Source organism: Azospirillum sp. TSH100, assembly GCF_004923295.1.
Lineage (GTDB): Bacteria > Pseudomonadota > Alphaproteobacteria > Azospirillales > Azospirillaceae > Azospirillum.
Genome location: NZ_CP039636.1, coordinates 174,900 through 191,671, shown reverse-complemented (window position 1 = coordinate 191,671; position 16,772 = coordinate 174,900). Strand labels below are relative to the sequence as shown.

Genomic DNA, 16,772 nt, shown 5'->3' with positions numbered 1-16,772 from the left:
GAATGTTCAGGTGGCGGCTGCCAGCATTGTGGGCGGTGCATTGGATGCCAGCATCGGTGCCGCCCGGCCGGTGGTGGTCAGCGGCGCGGTTGAGCGGCCTTCGCGATAGCCGAACGCCACATAATGGGCTGTCGCCGCCGTCTCGCTACCACCCAGCGCACGCTGGAGATCCGGATTGCGCGCCAGATAGGCCGCAGCGTTGAAGGTCGTGGCCCGTCCTTCCAGCCGTCCGCTGGTGGCATAATGCAGAGCTGCGGCCGTCGTATTGTTGCCGAGCGCCCGGATCAGGTCCGGGTTTGCCGCGATATAGCTCATTGCATTGAAGGACGTGCTTCGCCCTTCCAGTCGTCCGGTGGTGATGTAATGCCGGGTGGCCGCAACAGTGTTCGTCCCAAAGACCGCGGCGAGATCCCGGTTCGCGGCCAAATACCCGGCGGCATCGAAACTGGTGGAGCGGCCTTCGGTATAGCCGCTCTGGACATAATGGTTGAACGCCGCCGCCTCGTCGGTGCCGAGTGCAGACGCCAGATCGCGGTTGGCCGCCAGATAGCCCAGAGCATCGAAGCCTGTGGCGCTGGCGGGCGCCACTGTCCGATCGTAGAACCGGATATATTCGACGTTCCTCAGCAGGTCGGAACCGTTGCTCCGGTCAAGAATGGCTACCTGTCCGTTGAAGGCGATGAGCTTGTCGGCGGTGTAGTACTGGTTGCTGATTACGATGTCCGTGCCTTCGCCGCCGTCGATGATGTCCGTGCCAGATCCGCCGCTGATGAGATCGTCGCCACCGCCACCGGCGATATAGTCATTGCCCGAATAGCCATACAGGGTGTCGGATTGGGCCGACCCGAAGATCTGGTCGTTGCCCGACAGCATCGATTGTGTGGTCAGTGCGCTGGCGAGGCTGTAGACGCTGGAAAACCCGATGCTGGCATTGCTGAACGATACGAGAAGCGCGCCGTCCGGCCGGGTTGCCGTAAGGGACGTTATCCGGCCCGAAGCACTATAATCGGTTATGTTCAGAACACCGCCAATAGTGATGTCCATCACCGGCGCGCTGTTCAACGTGTAACGAAAGCTGATCTGTGTTAAGCTTTGTGAGATGATATAATAATCATCATACAAAATCCCGGCGGTGTCTCCGCTTCCCGATAGATTTATCGGAACATTTGCGACAACGGTACTCATCCCAAATCCTTTTCTGAATTATTGGCGTCAAAGTGCAAAAAGTGGAGATTGTCGCTATCCGCAATTGTTCGCCCGTAGGGCGATATAACAGCTTTGTGGGTGGACTTGACGTACGAACTGACGAATTGGAGTCAACATTCTTCGTCCTTTCTTCGGATTGAACGAAGAACGCTGTCCGCTTGATACAGCCTTAAGTATAGGATTTAGCCTGTAGAATGTCTAGGGTTGAGGATGTCGCACTGTGGTCCTATGCAGCAATGCGTAGGGCCGCCCCCGCCCTTATCGCCCCAACAGCCGGTCCACCCGCCGCAGGGCCGGGAACATCACCGCCCACAGTCCGGCGAGCCCGACCGCGCCGACGCCGCCCAGGACCACCGCCGGCACCGCACCGAACAGCGCCGCGACGCTGCCGGATTCGAACTCGCCGAGCTGGTTGGAGGCGCCGATGAACAGCGAGGTGACGGCGCCGACCCGGCCCCGCATCTCGTCGGGGGTGGACAGCTGGATCAGCGTCTGGCGGACGAACATGCTGACCTGATCGGTGGCGCCAACCGCCAGCAGGGCGATGAAGGACAGCACCGGATCGGCCGACAGGCCGAAGGCGATGGTAGCGAGGCCGAACCCGGCCACCGCCACGAGCATCCAACGTCCGGCATGGCGCTTCACCCCCCAGCGGGTGATGACCATCGCCATGACGAGCGCCCCCAGCGCCGGACCCGAGCGCAGCAGGCCAAGGCCCCACGGCCCGACATGCAACACGTCGCGGGCATAGATCGGCAGCAGCGCCGTCGCTCCACCCAGCAGCACCGCGAACAGGTCGAGCGAGATGGCGCCCAGGATCTCCGGCCGGCTGCGGATGAAGGCGGCGCCGGCCAGCATGCTGGTCAGACTCATGGCGCGTTTGGTCATCGTCACCGGACGCGGCCGGCAGGCGGCGATCAGCAGGACCGACAGCACCAGCATCGCCGTGCTGACGCCGTAGACCGCCGCCGGACCGGCGATGTAGAGCAGCCCGCCCAGCGCCGGGCCGGAGATCTGAGCCACCTGCACCCCCGACGACTGCCAGGCGACGGCGTTGGGGAGATCCTCCACCGGCACGGTCGCCGACAGGATCGCCTGATTGGCCGGTCCCTCGAAGGATTTGGCGAGGCCGATCAGTGCCACCACGGCGAAGATGGCCGGGGGCGACAAGGCACCCGTCATCGTCAGCAGGAACAGGGCGGCGACCGCGATCATCTCGATCGACAGGGCGCCGAACAGCACCGTCTTGCGGTCGTTGTTGTCGACGACATGGCCGGCGACCAGCACCAGGGCCAGAGTGGGCAGGAACTGGAACAGCCCGACAAGCCCGAGGTCGAGCGGATCGCCGGTCATGGCATAGACCTGCCAGCCGACCGCCACCACCTGCATCTGGATAGCCAGCATCGAACAGACCCGTGCACTCCAGAACAGGGCGAAGGCGCGATGGCGGAAGGCCGACCGGAAACTATCCCCGGCCGCAGGGGCACTGGTCATTAAACAGGCTCCAGAAGTGTGGCGAGCCCCAGCCCGCCGCCGATGCCGAGCGTTGCGATGCCCCGGCGGGGCGACGTGCCCGGGGCCGGAAACAGCAGTTCGGTGAACAGGCGCGTCACCAGGATCGCCCCGGATGCGCCATAGGGATGGCCGAGCGCCAGGGCACCGCCGCCGACCGACACGCGGGCAGGGGCGATGTCGAGTGCATCGAGGCATGCCAGCACCTGGGCGGCGAAGGCCTCGTTGAACTCGACGAGGTCGATGTCGGCGACGGTCAGGCCAGGATTGCGGTCCAGCAGCTTGGTCACAGCCGGGATCGGGCCGGTGCCGAGCAGCCTGGGGTCCACCCCTGCCGCAGTACTGTCGACCACCGCCAAGCCACGTGTGAAGCCGAGCGAGCGGAACTTCCGTTCCGACACCATCGCAACCACGGCAGCACCGTCGTTGACGGGGCAGGCGTTGCCGGCGGTCACCGTGCCGTCGGTCCGCAGGATCGGGCGCAGGGCGGCCAACCGGTCGAGGCTGGTGTCGACGCGCGGGCATTCATCACGGTCGACGATGCGGCCGTCGCGCAGCGTGAGGGGGACGATCTCGCGGTCGAACCGCCCACCGGCCTGCGAGGCGACCGCCTTGCGGTGGCTGTCCAGGGCATAGCGGTCCTGGCGGGCGCGGTCGATGCCGTAAGCTGCGGCGACATTCTCCGCCGCCTCGATCATCGACGGGTCGCCGATATCGTCGGGAGCGAACCGGGCACGGTCGTAGAAGGCCGGGCTGCGGTAGAGGCTGGCCGGCTTGGCGACGCGCCAAGGGGCGGTGCTGGTGCTCTCCACCCCGCCGGCCAGTATGATCTCGCAGGCCCCGGACTGCACCAGCCGGGCGGCGAGGTTGACCGCCTCCAGCCCCGCCCCGCATTGCCGGTCAACGGTGACGCCGGGCACCGACACGGGCAGCCCGGCGGCCAGCGCCGACAGCCGCGCGACATTGCCGCCGGGACCGACGGCGTTGCCCAGCATTACCTCGTCCACCTCCGCCGGGTCGAGGCCGGCATCGGCAAGCACGGCGCGGATGACCGGGGCGGCGAGATCCTCGACGGGAAGCTCACGCAGGCTGCCGCCGATGTGGCCGACCGGGGTGCGCCGGGCGGCGACGATGATCGGGCGGTTGCTCACTCCACCATCTCCAGCCCGCCTGCCTTTGCCCGTTCGCGGACATCGGCGCGGGCGATCTTGCCGCTGCCGGTCAGGGGCATGTCGGACGCGGCGAACAGCCGCCGTGGCGCCTTGTAGGCCTCCAGCCGCTCCTGGCACCAGCCGCGCAGGTCGGCGAGCGAGGCGCGCGCGGTTCCGCGCCACCAGACGACGGCGGACAGGGCGTCGCCCCAATAGGGATCGGGCAGGCCGAACACCACCGCCTCCGCCACGGCGGGATGGGCCCGCAGGGTCGCTTCGACTTCCGCCGGATAGACGTTCAGGCCGCCGGTGATGACCATGTCGCCGGCTCGACCGACCAAGCGCAGCCAGCCCTCACCGTCGATCCAGCCGTAATCGCCGACCGTGCCCCAGCCGTTGTGTTCGCGATAGCCGGCCCTGTCGGTGGTGCCGAGATAACCGTCGCTCAGCATGCCGCTGCGCACCCAGACGGTGCCCCGCCGGCCGCGCTCCACCGGATTGCCGTCGTCGTCGCGCAGGCTCAGTTCCACCCCGTGGAAGGGGCGGCCAACACTGTCGGCGGGGGCGCCTTCGCGGGATGAGCGCAGGCTGACGAAGCTCAGCTCCGACGCACCGTAATATTCAAGAACGGCAGCATTGGGGCAGAGGGCGGTCAGTCGGTCATGCACCGCGGGCGCCAGCTTGGCTCCGGAACAGACCACGTGGCGCAGGGCCGGGAAACGGTGGCCCTCGCGCTCCGCGGCGTCGAGGATGCCAACCAGCATCGTCGGCACCAGAACCACCGTGGTGACACCGCACTCCGCCAGCTGGGCTGCCGCGTCTGTTCCGTCAAATTTCGGCTGCACCCGAACCGTTGCGCCGGCCGACAGCCCTTCCACCGCGCCATAGAGGCCCAGGCCATGGACCAGAGGACCCGGCACCAGCACGATGTCGTCCGGTCCGATGCCGAACTCCACGCGGCTCGCTTCCAAGGTGGCCAGCCAGGAGCCCTGGCTGCGGATGAAGGCCTTCGGCCGCCCGGTGGTACCGGAGGTGAAGCCGACGAGGAAAGGTGTCTTCGGGTCGACCGCAGGGATGCGCCAGTCGGCCGGTTGGTCAGCGATCCAACCGGCGGCGGTCTCCGCCGTCAGGTGAAGGTCGGGGCGGAGGATTTCCAGCGCGGCGGCTGTTTGTGCGGCGCTCCATTTCGGGTCGAGCAGCCCAACGATGCCACCGGCCGCGACGATGCCGAGGAAAAGCACCGGCAGTTCCGCTTGGTTCCCCAGGCTGAGCGCCACGCGCGGCGGCTCTCTGCCCCGGCTCAGGCCGGACACGCCGGCGCCTGCCTGGCACACCAGCTCCAGCGCGGCGCCGTAGGACACCGTTTGATCGCCGAAGACCAGCGCCGGATGGTCGGGCGCCCGCCCAGCGGCCATTGCGAAGGGGCGGGCGAGGTTGTCCGTTCCCGGATGGCCGCCGGTCATGTCCGGTCGATCGGCCGGCGATCGGTCGGACGCCGCATTCTCATGCATGGATCGGCAGGATGCCGGCGCGGCGGACGCCCGAGGCGGCGACGGCGGCGACACCGGCCTTGATCAGGTCGCCCGGGACGAAAGCCAGAGAACCGAAGACCGCCTTCTCGATCGGCAGGCCGGCAACCAGCCACAGCCAGGGAATGCCGCCGGCATAGACGACCAGGATGCCGCCGACAACGCTGACCGCGAACAGGCGGATCGGGTTGGCGCCGGTGGCGAAACGCTCCGCCAGCCAGCCGGTGACGAAGGCGGCGACCGGCCAGGACAGCACGAAGCCGCCGGTCGGGCCCATCAGCACACCGATGCCGCCGCGCCCACCCGCCAGCAGCGGCAGGCCGGCTGCGACAAGCAGCACGAACAGCAGGGCAGCGATGCCGCCGCGCTTGGCACCAAGGATGGTGCCGGCCAGCATGACGCCAAGCGTCTGGGCGGTGACCGGAACCGGCAGGAAGCCGAGCGGGATCGGCGGCGCCATGCCAAGCCCACCCAGCAGGGCGGCGAACAGGGCGCAAAGAACGAGGTCACGGGTGGACAACATTGCAGACGCTTCCTTCGGCTGATGACGTTATCGTTGAATGCTGTTCTTGGTCCTGTTGACTTCGGCCTCGCCATCGGCCGGGTCATAGCCGCGCGCCTCCAGCGCAGCGGTAAGATCATCGGCCATGGTGAGGATCTTGACCAGCAGCGGAACGAACAGGGCGGCTATGTTGCGTTCCACGCCGCGTGCGCGCTGGGCCATCCGCACCTCGCGTACCTGCTCGCCGAGCAGCGGGATGAAGCGGATGGTCAGGGCCAGCATCAACGCCATCTTCGCCGGATTGACGCCGACCGGACGCAGCAGGCCGAACAGCCGCTCGAACAGATCTACCATGTCCATGACGCGGGTGGTCAGCGTGACCAGCGTTGCCAGCAGGATCAGGACGGCGAAACGGGCCACGGCGACGGCCATTTCCTCCCACCCGCCACCAGCCAGCAGAGCCTGGAAACCGAACAGCAGGGTCAGCATGGTGACCGGCGCCCGCAGTTCGGCCATAACCCTCCCGGCCGGCAGCTTTGCCGCCACCAGCACCGCGATGCCGATCAGCCCGGCGACAAGCGCCCCCCAGGTGCCGGGCAGTGCCAGCACCAGAATGGTCACCAGCAGCAGTCCGCCAAGCTTCACCCCCGCTGGCAGACGGTGGATGACCGACTCCCTATGCAGGTAGAGGCCCAGCATCAGCCGAGCCGTTCGATGTACGCAGGCACGGTTTCGGCGGGAGGGCCGTCGGCGACCACCCGGCCCCCCTCCAGCACCAGCCCCCGGTCGAAGTCCCGCACCATATCGAGGTCATGGGTGACGACGATCACTGCCTGCGGCAGGCCGCGCAGCAGCTCGATCACCTTGCGGCGGTTGCGCAGGTCGAGCAGGGTGGTCGGCTCGTCGAAGATGACATAGGCCGGTTCCAGCACCAGCACCCCGGCGATGGCGAGCAGCTGCTTCTCGCCGCCACTCATCTGGTGGGCCGGCTGATGGCGGTAGCGGTCGAGGCCGTAGCGCTCCAGCGCCCCGGCAACCCGGCGGGCGATCTCGTCCTTCGGCAGTTTGCGCGCCTTCAGTCCGAACGCGAGGTCTTCCTCCACCGTCGGGTAGACGATCTGGGTGTCCGGATTCTGGAAGACGAAGCCAACCCGCTGGCGCACCGCGCGGCCGTTGCTGCGGGTATCGAGCCCATCGACAGTGACCGTCCCGGTGGTCGGAACGATCAGCCCATTCAGCAGGCGGGCCAGCGTGCTCTTGCCCGAGCCGTTGCCGCCAAGGATGGCGATGCGCCGTTCAGTCAGCCGCAGCGACAAATTGTGCAGGACGGGACGGTCGCCATAGGCGTGGGTGACGGACCGGAGTTCGATCATCGGCGGGCGCGGGGCTTTCGCGTTGCGGATCTGTTGCGCGTGCGAAAGGTTCTTAGCCCGTTTGCAGGCGGGGTTCCAGGGGGAAGCGGACCTGTCCAGTGCCCGAGTTCGGGGGATTGTCCCCCATTTGGTCGCCGATCAGCGATGACCCATTCGCTCAACGATCCACAGGCGGTCTCCGGACGTGGTCGCGGGAATTGCATCGAAACTGCCCAGTTCCGTCAGAACTCGGAAGCCATGGCTTGTCAGCAGCGCGTGCATCTCGTCCGGAGGGCACCAGCGCATTTCCAGAGACTCATCCTTGCTTTTGAGAACTCTGTTCTCCTTGTCCAATATCTCATAACTGACGGTGAAGTCCGCGATCTTCCTCTCGTGATCTATTCTGTCACTTTTGAAGGTACGGGCAACATTGAATGGAGAGCCTTCCAGCTCGACAATAACCCTACGGTTCTGAATTGCCGGGCGCAGACGGCTGTTATCGTCCGAGGCGCCCCAGGTATCAATGGCAGCCCGACCGGTATCGGAAAGATGTCGATGCAATGCCTGAAGGAAGCGGCTTCTGTCGTTGTCCTTCAGAATAAAATTGAAGACCCGGTAGGGAGCTATCGCGAGATCGAAGGAGCGGCCGAGTTCCAACTCGCAGACATCCGATTGTATTAAAGTCACACGGCCTTTGACCGCCTCATCGGCAGCGTCCAGCTTGCGGCGGGCGATGGCGAGCATGTCGTGCGAAAGGTCGACACCAACCACGTCGTGCCCAGCCTCGGCGAGCGCGAATGTCAGTCGCCCGGTTCCGGCCCCGAGGTCCAGGATCGGCGTTCCGGTACCGATCGCAAGCGTTCGATAGAATGCCGCCTCGGTTTCCGGACACAGGGCGCCGTCGATCAGGTCGTACAGTGCGGCACTGAAACTGCCCTGTCCGTAATAACGCTCCGTCATTGACCTGCTGCCGTTCTCACCACAAAAAGTTCCGGTTTCGGAGCCGCTGGCCCGGCAGTTATCCATATCCCGGGATGATCGGGCAACACCATGGATGTTTTCCTCCCACGCAGGCGGAAGGAACAGCGGCGGCCGGTGACGCCCGCCGCCGGGTTGCGGGCGGATCCTTAGAAGCTGTTGCGCTCGTGGTAAGTCTGCAGGAACTGCTGCACCCGCGGTTCGGTCGATTCGTGGAAGACCTCGCGCGGGGTACCGAAGGCGGCGATGCGGCCACGGTCGAGGAAGGCCACCTTGTCGGCGACGTTGGCGGCGAAGCCCATCTCGTGGGTCACCACCACCATGGTCATGCCATCCGCCGCCAGATCGCGCATGACCTGCAACACCTCGCCCACCAGTTCGGGATCGAGCGCCGAGGTCGGCTCGTCGAATAGCATCAGGTGGGGTTCCATCGCGATGACGCGGGCGATGGCAACGCGCTGCTGCTGGCCGCCGGACAGGCGGGCGGGGTAGCTGTCGGCCTTGGCGGCCAGACCGACCCGGTCCAGCATCCGGCGGGCATGGGCCGCCGCTGCGGTCTTGTCCATGCCGCGGACCTGAACCAGGGCTTCGGCCACATTCTCCAGCGCGGTCATGTGGGGCCAAAGGTTGAACTGCTGGAACACCATGCCGACGTTGCGGCGCAGATCGCGCAGATCGCGGTTCGACAAGCGGCGGCGCGGCGTGCTTTCGGTATAGCCGACCAGCTTGCCTTCGATGCGGATCTCGCCGCGGTCGTAGACCTCCAGGAAGTTGATGCAGCGCAGAAGCGTGCTCTTGCCCGATCCGCTGGGGCCGATCAGGCAGACGACCTCCGACCTGTTGACGGTCAGGTCGATGTCGCGCAGCACCTCGTTGGTGCCGAAGCTCTTGCCTACGCTACGGATCGAGACCATCGGCACGGCGTCGCCCTGGGCGGGACTGCGCGGCGGAGTGGCGGTTTCGGAAACGGCGGTCATCACGCCCTCGCGGTTGCGGTCTCGGACGACGACCCCTGCGGCGAGGCATGGGTCAGGAAACGGGTGACGCGCGCTTCCAGCCGGCGGCCCAGGCGCGACACCACCTCCACCAGCAGCCAGTAGAACAGCGCCATCCCCAGGATGGTCTCGAAGGTGGCGAAGGTCTCCGCCGCCATCGTCTGCATCTCGTACATCAGTTCCGGCACGGTGATGATCGACAGCACCACCGTCTCCTTGGTCAGGATCGCCATCATGTTGACGATGGCCGGGATGGTCGACACCAGCATGGCCGGCACGATCACCCGGCGCAGGATCGAGCCGTAGGACATGCCGAGGCTGAGCGCCGCCTCCACCTGCCCCTTCGGCACCGCCTGATAGCCGGCGCGGAAGATCTCGGCGAAATAGGCGCTGCCGTAGATGCCGAGGCCGAGGATGCCGGCGGTCGTCGCCTCCAGCCGCAGGCCGATGGACGGCCCGCCGCTGTAGAGCAGGAACAGCTGGATCAGGAAGGGCGTGCCGCGGATCACTTCGATGTAGGCGCGGATGATCCAGCGCAGCGGCTTCACCGGCACCTGCCGCAGCAGCATCAGCGCGAAGCCCAGCACCATGCCGATCATGCAGCCGGCAGCCCAGCACAGGATGGTGACGCCGAAGCCGCGCAGCAGCGCCGGGCCATACTGGACGAGGAGGGAAAGGTCCAACATCGGGTCAGGCCTGTTGCAGGCGGCGTTCGACCTGTGTGCCGAACAGGGCGAGCGCGCCGTTGATCGCCAGATAGATGAGGCCGGCCGCCAGATAGATTTCCAGCGGGCGGTAGTTGCTGGCCGAAATGGTCTGGCTGGTCCGCGTCAGTTCCGCCACCCCGACGACGGAGATCAGCGAGGATGCCTTCAGCAGCAGGATCAGCTCGTTGACCAGCGCGGGAACCGAGATGCGGAAGGCCTGCGGCAGCAGGATGCGCGTCCAGATCGACGAACCGGGGAAGCCCAGCGCCAGCGCCGCTTCCGATTGCCCGTGCGGAACGGCATTCAGCGCGCCGCGGTAGATCTCCGACACATAGGCGCCCGAGGCGAGGCCGAGTGCCGCGATGGAGGCGACCAGCGGCGGCACGTCGATGCCGATCAGCGGCAGCATGTAATAGATCAGCAGCAGCTGGATCAGCAGCGGCACGCCGCGGAAGAAGCTGACATAGACCCCGCCGGCCATGTTCGCCGCCCGCCCGCCCGACTGGCGCGCGACGCAGACGGCGACGCCGATCACCTGCCCCAGCAGCACGCCGAGCAGCGAGACCCAGATGGTCGTGACGGCCGCCCCCAGCAGATAGGGAAGGGCGTCGATGATGACGCTGAACTTCATAGGGTGGGCCTTCGTCGGCAGTCCGGGAACCAGTCCCCTCTCCCCGGGGGGAGAGGGGAATATCCGGGTCCGTTCCGCCTTACAGCTGCGGTTCCGGAACGGTGGTCGGCAGCTCCTGCGAGACGCCGAACCACTTCTTCTGGATGGTGGCCATGCGGCCGTCCTTCTGGATCTTAACCAGCGCGGCGTTGACCGCCTCGATCAGGCTCTTGTCATCGTCAGCGAGGCGTCCGACCCAGGAGAAGTAGGACGGCTTGCCGAAGGGCGGCAGGACGACCGCGAAGGTCTCCTTGCGCTGGGCGGCGGCGAAGTTCAGGTTCGGCAGCGAGTTGACCGAGGCGTCGACGCGGCCGGCGGCCAGATCGGCGTAGGACTGGTTGCTGTCGACATATTCGCGCACGTCCGGCGGGGTCGGCAGCGTCTGGCCGAACTCCTTCACCTGGGCCAGTTGCGAGGTGCCCTTGCCGCCCCCGACCTTCTTGCCGGCGATGTCCTCCGGCTTGTTGATGGTCTTGTCGTCGGCGCGCTTCATCAGGGCGGCGGTCGCCTCCGAAATCGGCACGGTGAAGGAATAGCGCTTCATGCGCTCCTTCGTGATGGTGACCGGGGCGATGACCAGATCGAACTTCTTGGCTTCCAAGCCCGGCAGAACGCTGGTCCAGGGCAGGTCCATGTACTTGGCCTTGACGCCAAGCTCCTTCGCCACCTCATCGATCAGGTCGCGATCGACGCCCTTGTATTCGTTGCTTTCAAGAAAATCGAAGGGCGGAAACTGCATCTCGGTTGCGACGGTCAGGACGCCCGCCTTCTTCACGTCGGCCAACGTGTCGGCCATCGCCGTGCCGGTGGCGGCACCGGCGACCAGCAGGGTGGCGCCCAGCAGCGCCGTCTTGAACATCGTCCGAACCATAGACTTGGTCTCCATCGTGAATGGTCCCCTGTTGCGGCCGGCGGCTGTCGCCGGTCCTTTTGTGTTTACAAATTCAACTCGGTCGCGCTGTCGGTGATCGACGATCCGCTGAGGCTGAAGCGGTCGCCGACCGAGAGGAAATGAACGAGCGTCACCGGCCGGCTGAGATGCATGGTCTGCCGCCGGATCGAAAGGCAGGCGGCGCCGGCCTCCACCCCCAGCAATGCTGCCATCTCCGCGGTGGCGTTGACCGCGCGTACGGTGTGGTCGGCCGACGACCAGGGAACCCGGTCGACCAGCCATCGGCTGGGTGCCACGACATCGAAGGCTTCGTCAACCACCTCCGGCACGACGTCCAGATTGACCAGACGCCGTTCATGCTGGATCGGCGTGCCGTCGCTGAAATGCAGGCATTCCAGCGCCAGGATCGGTGTTCCGTCCGGCAGGTCGGGCCAACGGATGCCGTTGCCGTTGCGAAGGGTCTTGCGGTCGCGGAGGCGGAATTCATAAACGTGCCCTTCCCGCACCACGACATCGCCGATGTCCTCGATGGGCAGGGCGAAGCGGTCGCGGCGGCCGGTGGCGACGAAGGTGCCGGCGCGGCGGCGGCGGATCAGGAAACCTTCGCGCGCCAGCAGGGCGATGGCCTTGTGCACGGTCTGGCGCGAGACGCCATAGAGGCTGGACAGTTCCGCCTCATTGGGAAGACGCTGGCCCGCCTGCCAGCGTCCACGCAGGATCTGGCCGGCCACGGCGCGCTTGATCTGGTCGAACAGAGGGCCGCGACCGTCCAGTGCGCTGTCCGGTTTGCCGCCCGGGGCGATGGCAGCCTGCACCGGACTTGCCGGCGGGGAAGCCGGTCCGTCACCGCAGTTCTGTCCGGTCAGGCTGTGCCGTACCAACCCCTGCACCCCGCTCTCCGCGTCGCGATGTGACGTTTGGAAGATAATGTATGTACATAATCTTTCGGTCAATCGCGAATTCCCGGCTTGGTCGCCGGCATTGCTGCAATGCGGCGGAAATCCGCCTACCCCGTTCGCCGGGGCTTGCGCAGAGGCGTGAAAAGGCCAATTGGAGTGCGGGATTTGCGATAAAATCGGTTCGGACGCGTGCATGTCGATTTGGCAGGGCAAGGTGAGGTTGAGGGAGCTTGGGGCAATGGTACGGGACGATCTGGTTGCTTGCCCGGATTGCGGGCGGCTTCACCGTGTCCGTGAGTTGCCCCGCGGCGGCCGGGCCGCCTGCACGCGGTGCGGCGCGCAGCTGTACCGCCATGTCGCGGGAGGCCCCCGTCATGCCCTGCCAATGGCGTTGACCGCGCTGCTGATGCTGGGCCTGATCGCCTTGAACCCGTTGATGGCCGTGCATATCCAAGGTAACGACCGTGCCGGTCTGGTCACCACCGGGATCGAGGCGCTGGCCGATCAGGGAATGTGGCCGCTGTCGCTGCTGGTCGGGCTGCTTGTGTTGGGGGTGCCGCTACTCCGTGTCGCGGGTGTGATCGCCATGATGCTTTGCCTGCATGGCGGGCGTCCGCCGGAGTCGCCGCGTGCAACCGCGCGGCTCTTCGCCCTGACCGAGGCCCTGCGCCCCTGGGCCATGCTGGACGTCTTCCTGCTCGGCCTGCTGGTCGGCTATTCCAAGCTGTATGGATTCGCCAATGCCGAACTGCTGACCGGCGGGCTTGCGCTCGGCGGCTATGTGCTGGCAATCACCATGATGGATCAGTCGCTCGACCGCCGGATGCTGTGGTCCGCCATCGACCATGTGCCGTCCGATCCGGCGCCATCTCCGCAGCGCTGGATCGCCTGTTCGGTCTGCCAGCGCATCCATGGGTATGACCAGGAAGCGGCACCACACCGCTGCACGCGCTGCGGCAGCCGTTTGCATGCGCGGGAACCGGACAGTTTGGGGCGGACGACAGCGCTGGTCGCCACCAGCGCCATCCTCTATGTGCCGGCCAACCTGCTGCCGGTCATGACCGTGGTCAACTTCGGCCAGGGCGACCCCAGCACGATCCTGGGCGGGGTGGGGGAATTGGCCGGGTCCGGCATGTGGCCGCTGGCGCTGCTGGTCTTCGTCGCCAGCATCGCCGTGCCGCTCCTCAAGCTGGGCGGTCTGGCGTGGTTCGTCGCCACCGCATGGCGTGGATCGGCCGCGCAGCTGCTGGGCCGGACCCGCCTCTATCGCCTTATCGATGCCATCGGGCGCTGGTCCAACGTGGACGTCTTCATGATCGCAATTCTTACGGCGCTGGTGCAGTTCGGCGCCGTCGCCTCCGTCCGCGCCGATGCCGGCGCAATCGCCTTCGCCGCCGTGGTCATCCTGACCATGTTGGCGAGCCATGTCTTCGACCCGCGCGTGATGTGGGACCGCGCCGACGGGGTGCGGCATGACTGATGCCAACCACTCCCCAGATCAGCCTCCGCATCCGCCGGAGGTCGCGTTCTCGACGCGCCGCCGGCTGTCCCTGCTGTGGCTGTTGCCGCTGGTGGCGGCGCTGATCGCCGGCTGGCTCGGTTGGCGCTGGCTGGAGGATCGCGGACCGCAGATCGTCATCACCTTCCCGTCCGGCGAGGGGCTGGAGGCCGGTCGGACCCGGATCAAGCACAAGAACGTCGATCTGGGCGTGATCGAAACGGTGCGGCTGTCGGACGACCTGTCGCAGGTGATCGCCACCGCCCGCATGGACCGCACCGCCACCCGCCATCTGAAGGACCGCACCCGTTTCTGGGTGGTGGCGCCCCGTCTCAGCCTTGCCGGGATTTCGGGCCTCAGCACCGTCGTGTCCGGCACCTATGTCGAGATGGAACCCGGCGGCGGCGATGACCGGCGGGAATTCGATGCGCTGGACGAGCCGCCGGTGGTCCGCGCCGATGTGCCGGGCCGCAGCTTCAACCTGAGGACCGAACAGCTGGGATCGCTGGCCCAGGGTTCTCCGGTCTATTTCCGTGGTGTCCAGGTGGGCGAGGTGATGGGTTACAGCCTGTCGCCCCAGGACCGGAGGGTCGGGGTATCGATCTTCATCCGCGCGCCCTACGAGGAACTGGTGCATGAGGGAAGCCGGTTCTGGCGCTCGTCCGGCATCCAGTTCTCCGCCGGGGCCGACGGCTTCAAGTTCCAGACTGAATCGTTGAAGACGCTGGCCCTGGGCGGCGTGGTGCTGGAAACCCCGCCCGATCCGGAGGCCGGGCCGCCGGCGCTGGACTGGACCAGCTTCACGCTCTACGAGGATCAGGCCGCCGCGGCTGCTGCACGTGACCGGCTGCGCGTGCGCTACCGGCTGGAGTTCCCCGGATCGGTGCAAGGGTTGCAGGCCGGCGCGCCGGTGCTGTTGCGCGGCCTGACGGTGGGCCATGTCGCCACGGTGAGGCTTGAGTATGACGAGGCCAGGGAGCAAATGCACATCCCGGTCGACATCGACTTCGAACCCGATCTGGTGGCGCGGACCTATGCCGTCAGCGACGGGAAGCCGATGGACGAGCCGGCGGTGCGCAAGCTGATCGCCACCGAGGTGCGCAAGGGGCTGCGGGCACGGCTGGCGTCCGGCAACCTGCTGACCGGGCAAAAGCTGGTGTCCTTCGACTTCGAACCGGGTTCACCGCCGACCGCGCCCGGAACCGAGCGGTCTGAATTGCCGGTCGTCGCCTCCAGCGACCTCGATTCCCTCACCCGGTCGGCCGGCGTGGTGATGGACAAGGTCGCAGCATTGCCGCTCGATGCGCTGATCGCCGACCTGCGCGGCACCTTGCAGTCGGTCGGCGGGCTTGCCGGTTCGCCGGACCTCGCCCGGTCGCTGGCTGCACTCGCTAAGGCGCTCGGTAGCGCCGACGCGTTGATGCGCACTGCCGACCGTCAATTGCCGGAGGTGGTGAAGAGCCTGCGTGGCGTGGCGACGGCGGCAGAGGGTACGCTGAAGAATGCCAGCGGGCTGCTGGGTGGCGGTGGCGGTCAGGCCGATCTGGCGGGCGTGATGCGGCAGCTGAACGATGCCGCGCGGTCCTTCCGCGTGTTGGCCGACTATCTCGAACGCCACCCGGAAGCGCTGCTGAGAGGCAAGAATTGATGGAAGGGAGAGAGCGGGGCATGAAAGTGGTGCGAGGATTGCGGCCCGGATTGAAGATGGCCGCGTTTGCGGCGCCGCTTCTCGTTCTGGTGGCCTGCCAGTCGACGCCGGACAGCCGGCTCTACACGCTGGCGGTGGTTCCGCCGTCCGGGACGGCGCAGCCGGTGCATTCCGCGCCCCAGACTCTGGCCTTGGGCTCGCTGGACCTGCCGATGCTGATCGACCGGCCGCAGATCGTCCGGCGCATCGACGGTAACCGGGTCGAGGCGCTGGAGTTCGACCGCTGGGCCGAACCGCTGGCCGACGGATTGCGCTCCACCCTGTCCGGTGACCTCGCGGCGCGCCTGCCGGGCACTACGGTGCTGCCGGTGGCCGGCAGTTCGGTGGGGGACGGCACGGCGGTGCTGACCGTCACCATCCTGCGCTTCGACGCCGATGCGACAGGGGGGGTGGTTCTGGATGCGCAATGGAGCCTGTCGCCCGGCGGCGGGACTGGCGGGCGCAAGAGCGGGCCGACGCGCGAAACGGTCGAGGTCCCGTCTGGCGGCGCCGGTCCGGACGCGCAGGTTCGGACCATGAGCCGGGCGGTCGGCCTATTGGCGGACCGGATCACCGCCGGGGTGCGACGCTGACCGGCAGCCTTGCGTCAGTGCAGGAGGGTGGCGCCGCGGTCGGCGGTGGGGCGCGGCCGGTCCATGCGGCCGACCGTCGTGCCGCCCGCCATCCGCGACTCTTCGCCCGGGTCCGGCAGTGTCAGGCCGGCGCGGGACAATGCGGCGGCCAGGACGCAGAGCGGCGCCATCGCCATGCGCACGCCGACCAGCGGCAGCCAGTCGTTCATCAGCAGTCCGGCCTCGCCATGCTGGCCCCGTTGCGCCAGTCGCAACATATCGAGCAGCAGCGCCTCATCGCTGCCCAGGCAGGGGCAGGACGGGCGGTGCAGGTCGAGCGGCCGGGTGGTGGCGGCCAGCACGATGCGCATCAGCGTGTCGAACGCCACCGCCGCGTCGTTTGACAGTCCGGCCCTGGTCATGTCGTCCTGCCAGTGCGGGTGCCGGCGGTCCGGTTCGCGTAGGGGTTCGGCCCACAGCCGCAGAACCGAGACGACCAGCGCCTCGGCACCGCGCAGTTCCTGGAAGCGCTCGCGAGCCGGCGCGGCGCGGCGGTGGGACTGCATGCTGGACATGACGGACTCCGCTTGAGGGGAATAGGCGGAGGGTAAGGCGTTCATAT

The 16,772-nt window shown here is 67.0% G+C and carries 17 protein-coding genes; 3 read left to right on the top strand and 14 right to left on the bottom strand.

What is annotated here, in order from left to right; translation table 11 throughout:
• Positions 1-6: 6 nt before the first annotated feature.
• The 13 genes from E6C72_RS18660 to E6C72_RS18600 form a co-directional block, all read right to left on the bottom strand.
• Positions 7-1,185 (bottom strand): calcium-binding protein, encoded by a 1,179-nt coding sequence (locus E6C72_RS18660; protein WP_109084623.1) that lies wholly within the window; start codon positions 1,183-1,185, stop codon positions 7-9.
• A gap of 279 nt (positions 1,186-1,464) precedes the next feature.
• Positions 1,465-2,700 carry an MFS transporter gene (locus E6C72_RS18655; RefSeq protein ID WP_109084622.1) on the bottom strand — a complete coding sequence of 412 codons (1,236 nt, stop codon included), beginning with the start codon at positions 2,698-2,700 and terminating at the stop codon, positions 1,465-1,467.
• Positions 2,700-3,869 (bottom strand): thiolase family protein, encoded by a 1,170-nt coding sequence (locus E6C72_RS18650; RefSeq protein ID WP_109084621.1) that lies wholly within the window; start codon positions 3,867-3,869, stop codon positions 2,700-2,702. Before E6C72_RS18650 ends, E6C72_RS18655 begins: the two co-directional genes overlap by 1 nt.
• Complete coding sequence (locus tag E6C72_RS18645) at positions 3,866-5,332, bottom strand: class I adenylate-forming enzyme family protein (protein ID WP_109084620.1); 1,467 nt, start codon at positions 5,330-5,332, stop codon at positions 3,866-3,868. Before E6C72_RS18645 ends, E6C72_RS18650 begins: the two co-directional genes overlap by 4 nt.
• 40 nt (positions 5,333-5,372) lie before the next feature.
• On the bottom strand, positions 5,373-5,921 hold the full coding sequence (locus tag E6C72_RS18640) for a biotin transporter BioY (protein ID WP_109084619.1): 549 nt from the start codon (positions 5,919-5,921) through the stop codon (positions 5,373-5,375).
• Between the two features lie 27 nt (positions 5,922-5,948).
• Positions 5,949-6,599: an energy-coupling factor transporter transmembrane protein EcfT gene (locus tag E6C72_RS18635; RefSeq protein ID WP_109084618.1), complete on the bottom strand. Its 651-nt coding sequence runs from the start codon at positions 6,597-6,599 to the stop codon at positions 5,949-5,951.
• Complete coding sequence (locus E6C72_RS18630) at positions 6,599-7,273, bottom strand: energy-coupling factor ABC transporter ATP-binding protein (RefSeq protein ID WP_109084617.1); 675 nt, start codon at positions 7,271-7,273, stop codon at positions 6,599-6,601. The genes E6C72_RS18635 and E6C72_RS18630 overlap by 1 nt, the downstream gene beginning before the upstream one ends.
• A gap of 138 nt (positions 7,274-7,411) precedes the next feature.
• The gene (locus E6C72_RS18625) at positions 7,412-8,212 is read right to left on the bottom strand and encodes a class I SAM-dependent methyltransferase (RefSeq protein WP_158280123.1); all 801 of its coding nucleotides are present in this window, start codon (positions 8,210-8,212) and stop codon (positions 7,412-7,414) included.
• 167 nt (positions 8,213-8,379) lie between these two features.
• Positions 8,380-9,207 carry an amino acid ABC transporter ATP-binding protein gene (locus E6C72_RS18620; RefSeq protein WP_109084615.1) on the bottom strand — a complete coding sequence of 276 codons (828 nt, stop codon included), beginning with the start codon at positions 9,205-9,207 and terminating at the stop codon, positions 8,380-8,382.
• A complete protein-coding gene (locus tag E6C72_RS18615; protein ID WP_109084614.1) occupies positions 9,207-9,911 on the bottom strand; it encodes an amino acid ABC transporter permease in 705 nt (234 codons plus the stop codon). The genes E6C72_RS18620 and E6C72_RS18615 overlap by 1 nt, the downstream gene beginning before the upstream one ends.
• 4 nt (positions 9,912-9,915) lie before the next feature.
• Positions 9,916-10,563: an amino acid ABC transporter permease gene (locus E6C72_RS18610; protein WP_109084613.1), complete on the bottom strand. Its 648-nt coding sequence runs from the start codon at positions 10,561-10,563 to the stop codon at positions 9,916-9,918.
• Between the two features lie 79 nt (positions 10,564-10,642).
• Positions 10,643-11,488 (bottom strand): transporter substrate-binding domain-containing protein, encoded by an 846-nt coding sequence (locus E6C72_RS18605; RefSeq protein WP_247875519.1) that lies wholly within the window; start codon positions 11,486-11,488, stop codon positions 10,643-10,645.
• Positions 11,489-11,538: 50 nt separating this feature from the next.
• On the bottom strand, positions 11,539-12,384 hold the full coding sequence (locus E6C72_RS18600) for a GntR family transcriptional regulator (RefSeq protein WP_109084612.1): 846 nt from the start codon (positions 12,382-12,384) through the stop codon (positions 11,539-11,541).
• Between the two features lie 394 nt (positions 12,385-12,778).
• On the opposite strand from E6C72_RS18600, the gene E6C72_RS18595 reads away from it, so the two are divergent.
• Genes E6C72_RS18595 through E6C72_RS18585 form a run of 3 tightly spaced genes read left to right on the top strand, consistent with a single transcriptional unit; the run spans position 12,779 to position 16,171 of the window.
• Positions 12,779-13,873: a paraquat-inducible protein A gene (locus E6C72_RS18595; protein ID WP_247882160.1), complete on the top strand. Its 1,095-nt coding sequence runs from the start codon at positions 12,779-12,781 to the stop codon at positions 13,871-13,873.
• A complete protein-coding gene (locus E6C72_RS18590; RefSeq protein WP_109084611.1) occupies positions 13,866-15,539 on the top strand; it encodes an intermembrane transport protein PqiB in 1,674 nt (557 codons plus the stop codon). Before E6C72_RS18595 ends, E6C72_RS18590 begins: the two co-directional genes overlap by 8 nt.
• A gap of 56 nt (positions 15,540-15,595) precedes the next feature.
• Entirely contained in the window at positions 15,596-16,171 is a 576-nt protein-coding gene (locus tag E6C72_RS18585) for a membrane integrity-associated transporter subunit PqiC (RefSeq protein WP_247875517.1), read from the top strand.
• Positions 16,172-16,185: 14 nt separating this feature from the next.
• Here the strand turns inward: E6C72_RS18585 and E6C72_RS18580 are convergent, their stop codons facing one another.
• A complete protein-coding gene (locus tag E6C72_RS18580; protein ID WP_109084609.1) occupies positions 16,186-16,725 on the bottom strand; it encodes a hypothetical protein in 540 nt (179 codons plus the stop codon).
• Positions 16,726-16,772 lie beyond the last annotated feature (47 nt).

Excerpts from the sequence above, each read along its gene's own strand:
- E6C72_RS18660 (WP_109084623.1), bottom strand. The coding sequence starts at position 1,185 with ATGAGTACCGTTGTCGCAAATGTTCCGATAAATCTATCGGGAAGCGGA.
- E6C72_RS18655 (WP_109084622.1), bottom strand. The coding sequence starts at position 2,700 with ATGACCAGTGCCCCTGCGGCCGGGGATAGTTTCCGGTCGGCCTTCCGC.
- E6C72_RS18645 (WP_109084620.1), bottom strand. The coding sequence starts at position 5,332 with ATGACCGGCGGCCATCCGGGAACGGACAACCTCGCCCGCCCCTTCGCA.
- E6C72_RS18640 (WP_109084619.1), bottom strand. The coding sequence starts at position 5,921 with ATGTTGTCCACCCGTGACCTCGTTCTTTGCGCCCTGTTCGCCGCCCTG.
- E6C72_RS18635 (WP_109084618.1), bottom strand. The coding sequence starts at position 6,599 with ATGCTGGGCCTCTACCTGCATAGGGAGTCGGTCATCCACCGTCTGCCA.
- E6C72_RS18630 (WP_109084617.1), bottom strand. The coding sequence starts at position 7,273 with ATGATCGAACTCCGGTCCGTCACCCACGCCTATGGCGACCGTCCCGTC.
- E6C72_RS18625 (WP_158280123.1), bottom strand. The coding sequence starts at position 8,212 with ATGACGGAGCGTTATTACGGACAGGGCAGTTTCAGTGCCGCACTGTAC.
- E6C72_RS18620 (WP_109084615.1), bottom strand. The coding sequence starts at position 9,207 with ATGACCGCCGTTTCCGAAACCGCCACTCCGCCGCGCAGTCCCGCCCAG.
- E6C72_RS18615 (WP_109084614.1), bottom strand. The coding sequence starts at position 9,911 with ATGTTGGACCTTTCCCTCCTCGTCCAGTATGGCCCGGCGCTGCTGCGC.
- E6C72_RS18610 (WP_109084613.1), bottom strand. The coding sequence starts at position 10,563 with ATGAAGTTCAGCGTCATCATCGACGCCCTTCCCTATCTGCTGGGGGCG.
- E6C72_RS18605 (WP_247875519.1), bottom strand. The coding sequence starts at position 11,488 with ATGGAGACCAAGTCTATGGTTCGGACGATGTTCAAGACGGCGCTGCTG.
- E6C72_RS18595 (WP_247882160.1), top strand. The coding sequence starts at position 12,779 with ATGGCGTTGACCGCGCTGCTGATGCTGGGCCTGATCGCCTTGAACCCG.
- E6C72_RS18590 (WP_109084611.1), top strand. The coding sequence starts at position 13,866 with ATGACTGATGCCAACCACTCCCCAGATCAGCCTCCGCATCCGCCGGAG.
- E6C72_RS18585 (WP_247875517.1), top strand. The coding sequence starts at position 15,596 with ATGGCCGCGTTTGCGGCGCCGCTTCTCGTTCTGGTGGCCTGCCAGTCG.
- E6C72_RS18580 (WP_109084609.1), bottom strand. The coding sequence starts at position 16,725 with ATGTCCAGCATGCAGTCCCACCGCCGCGCCGCGCCGGCTCGCGAGCGC.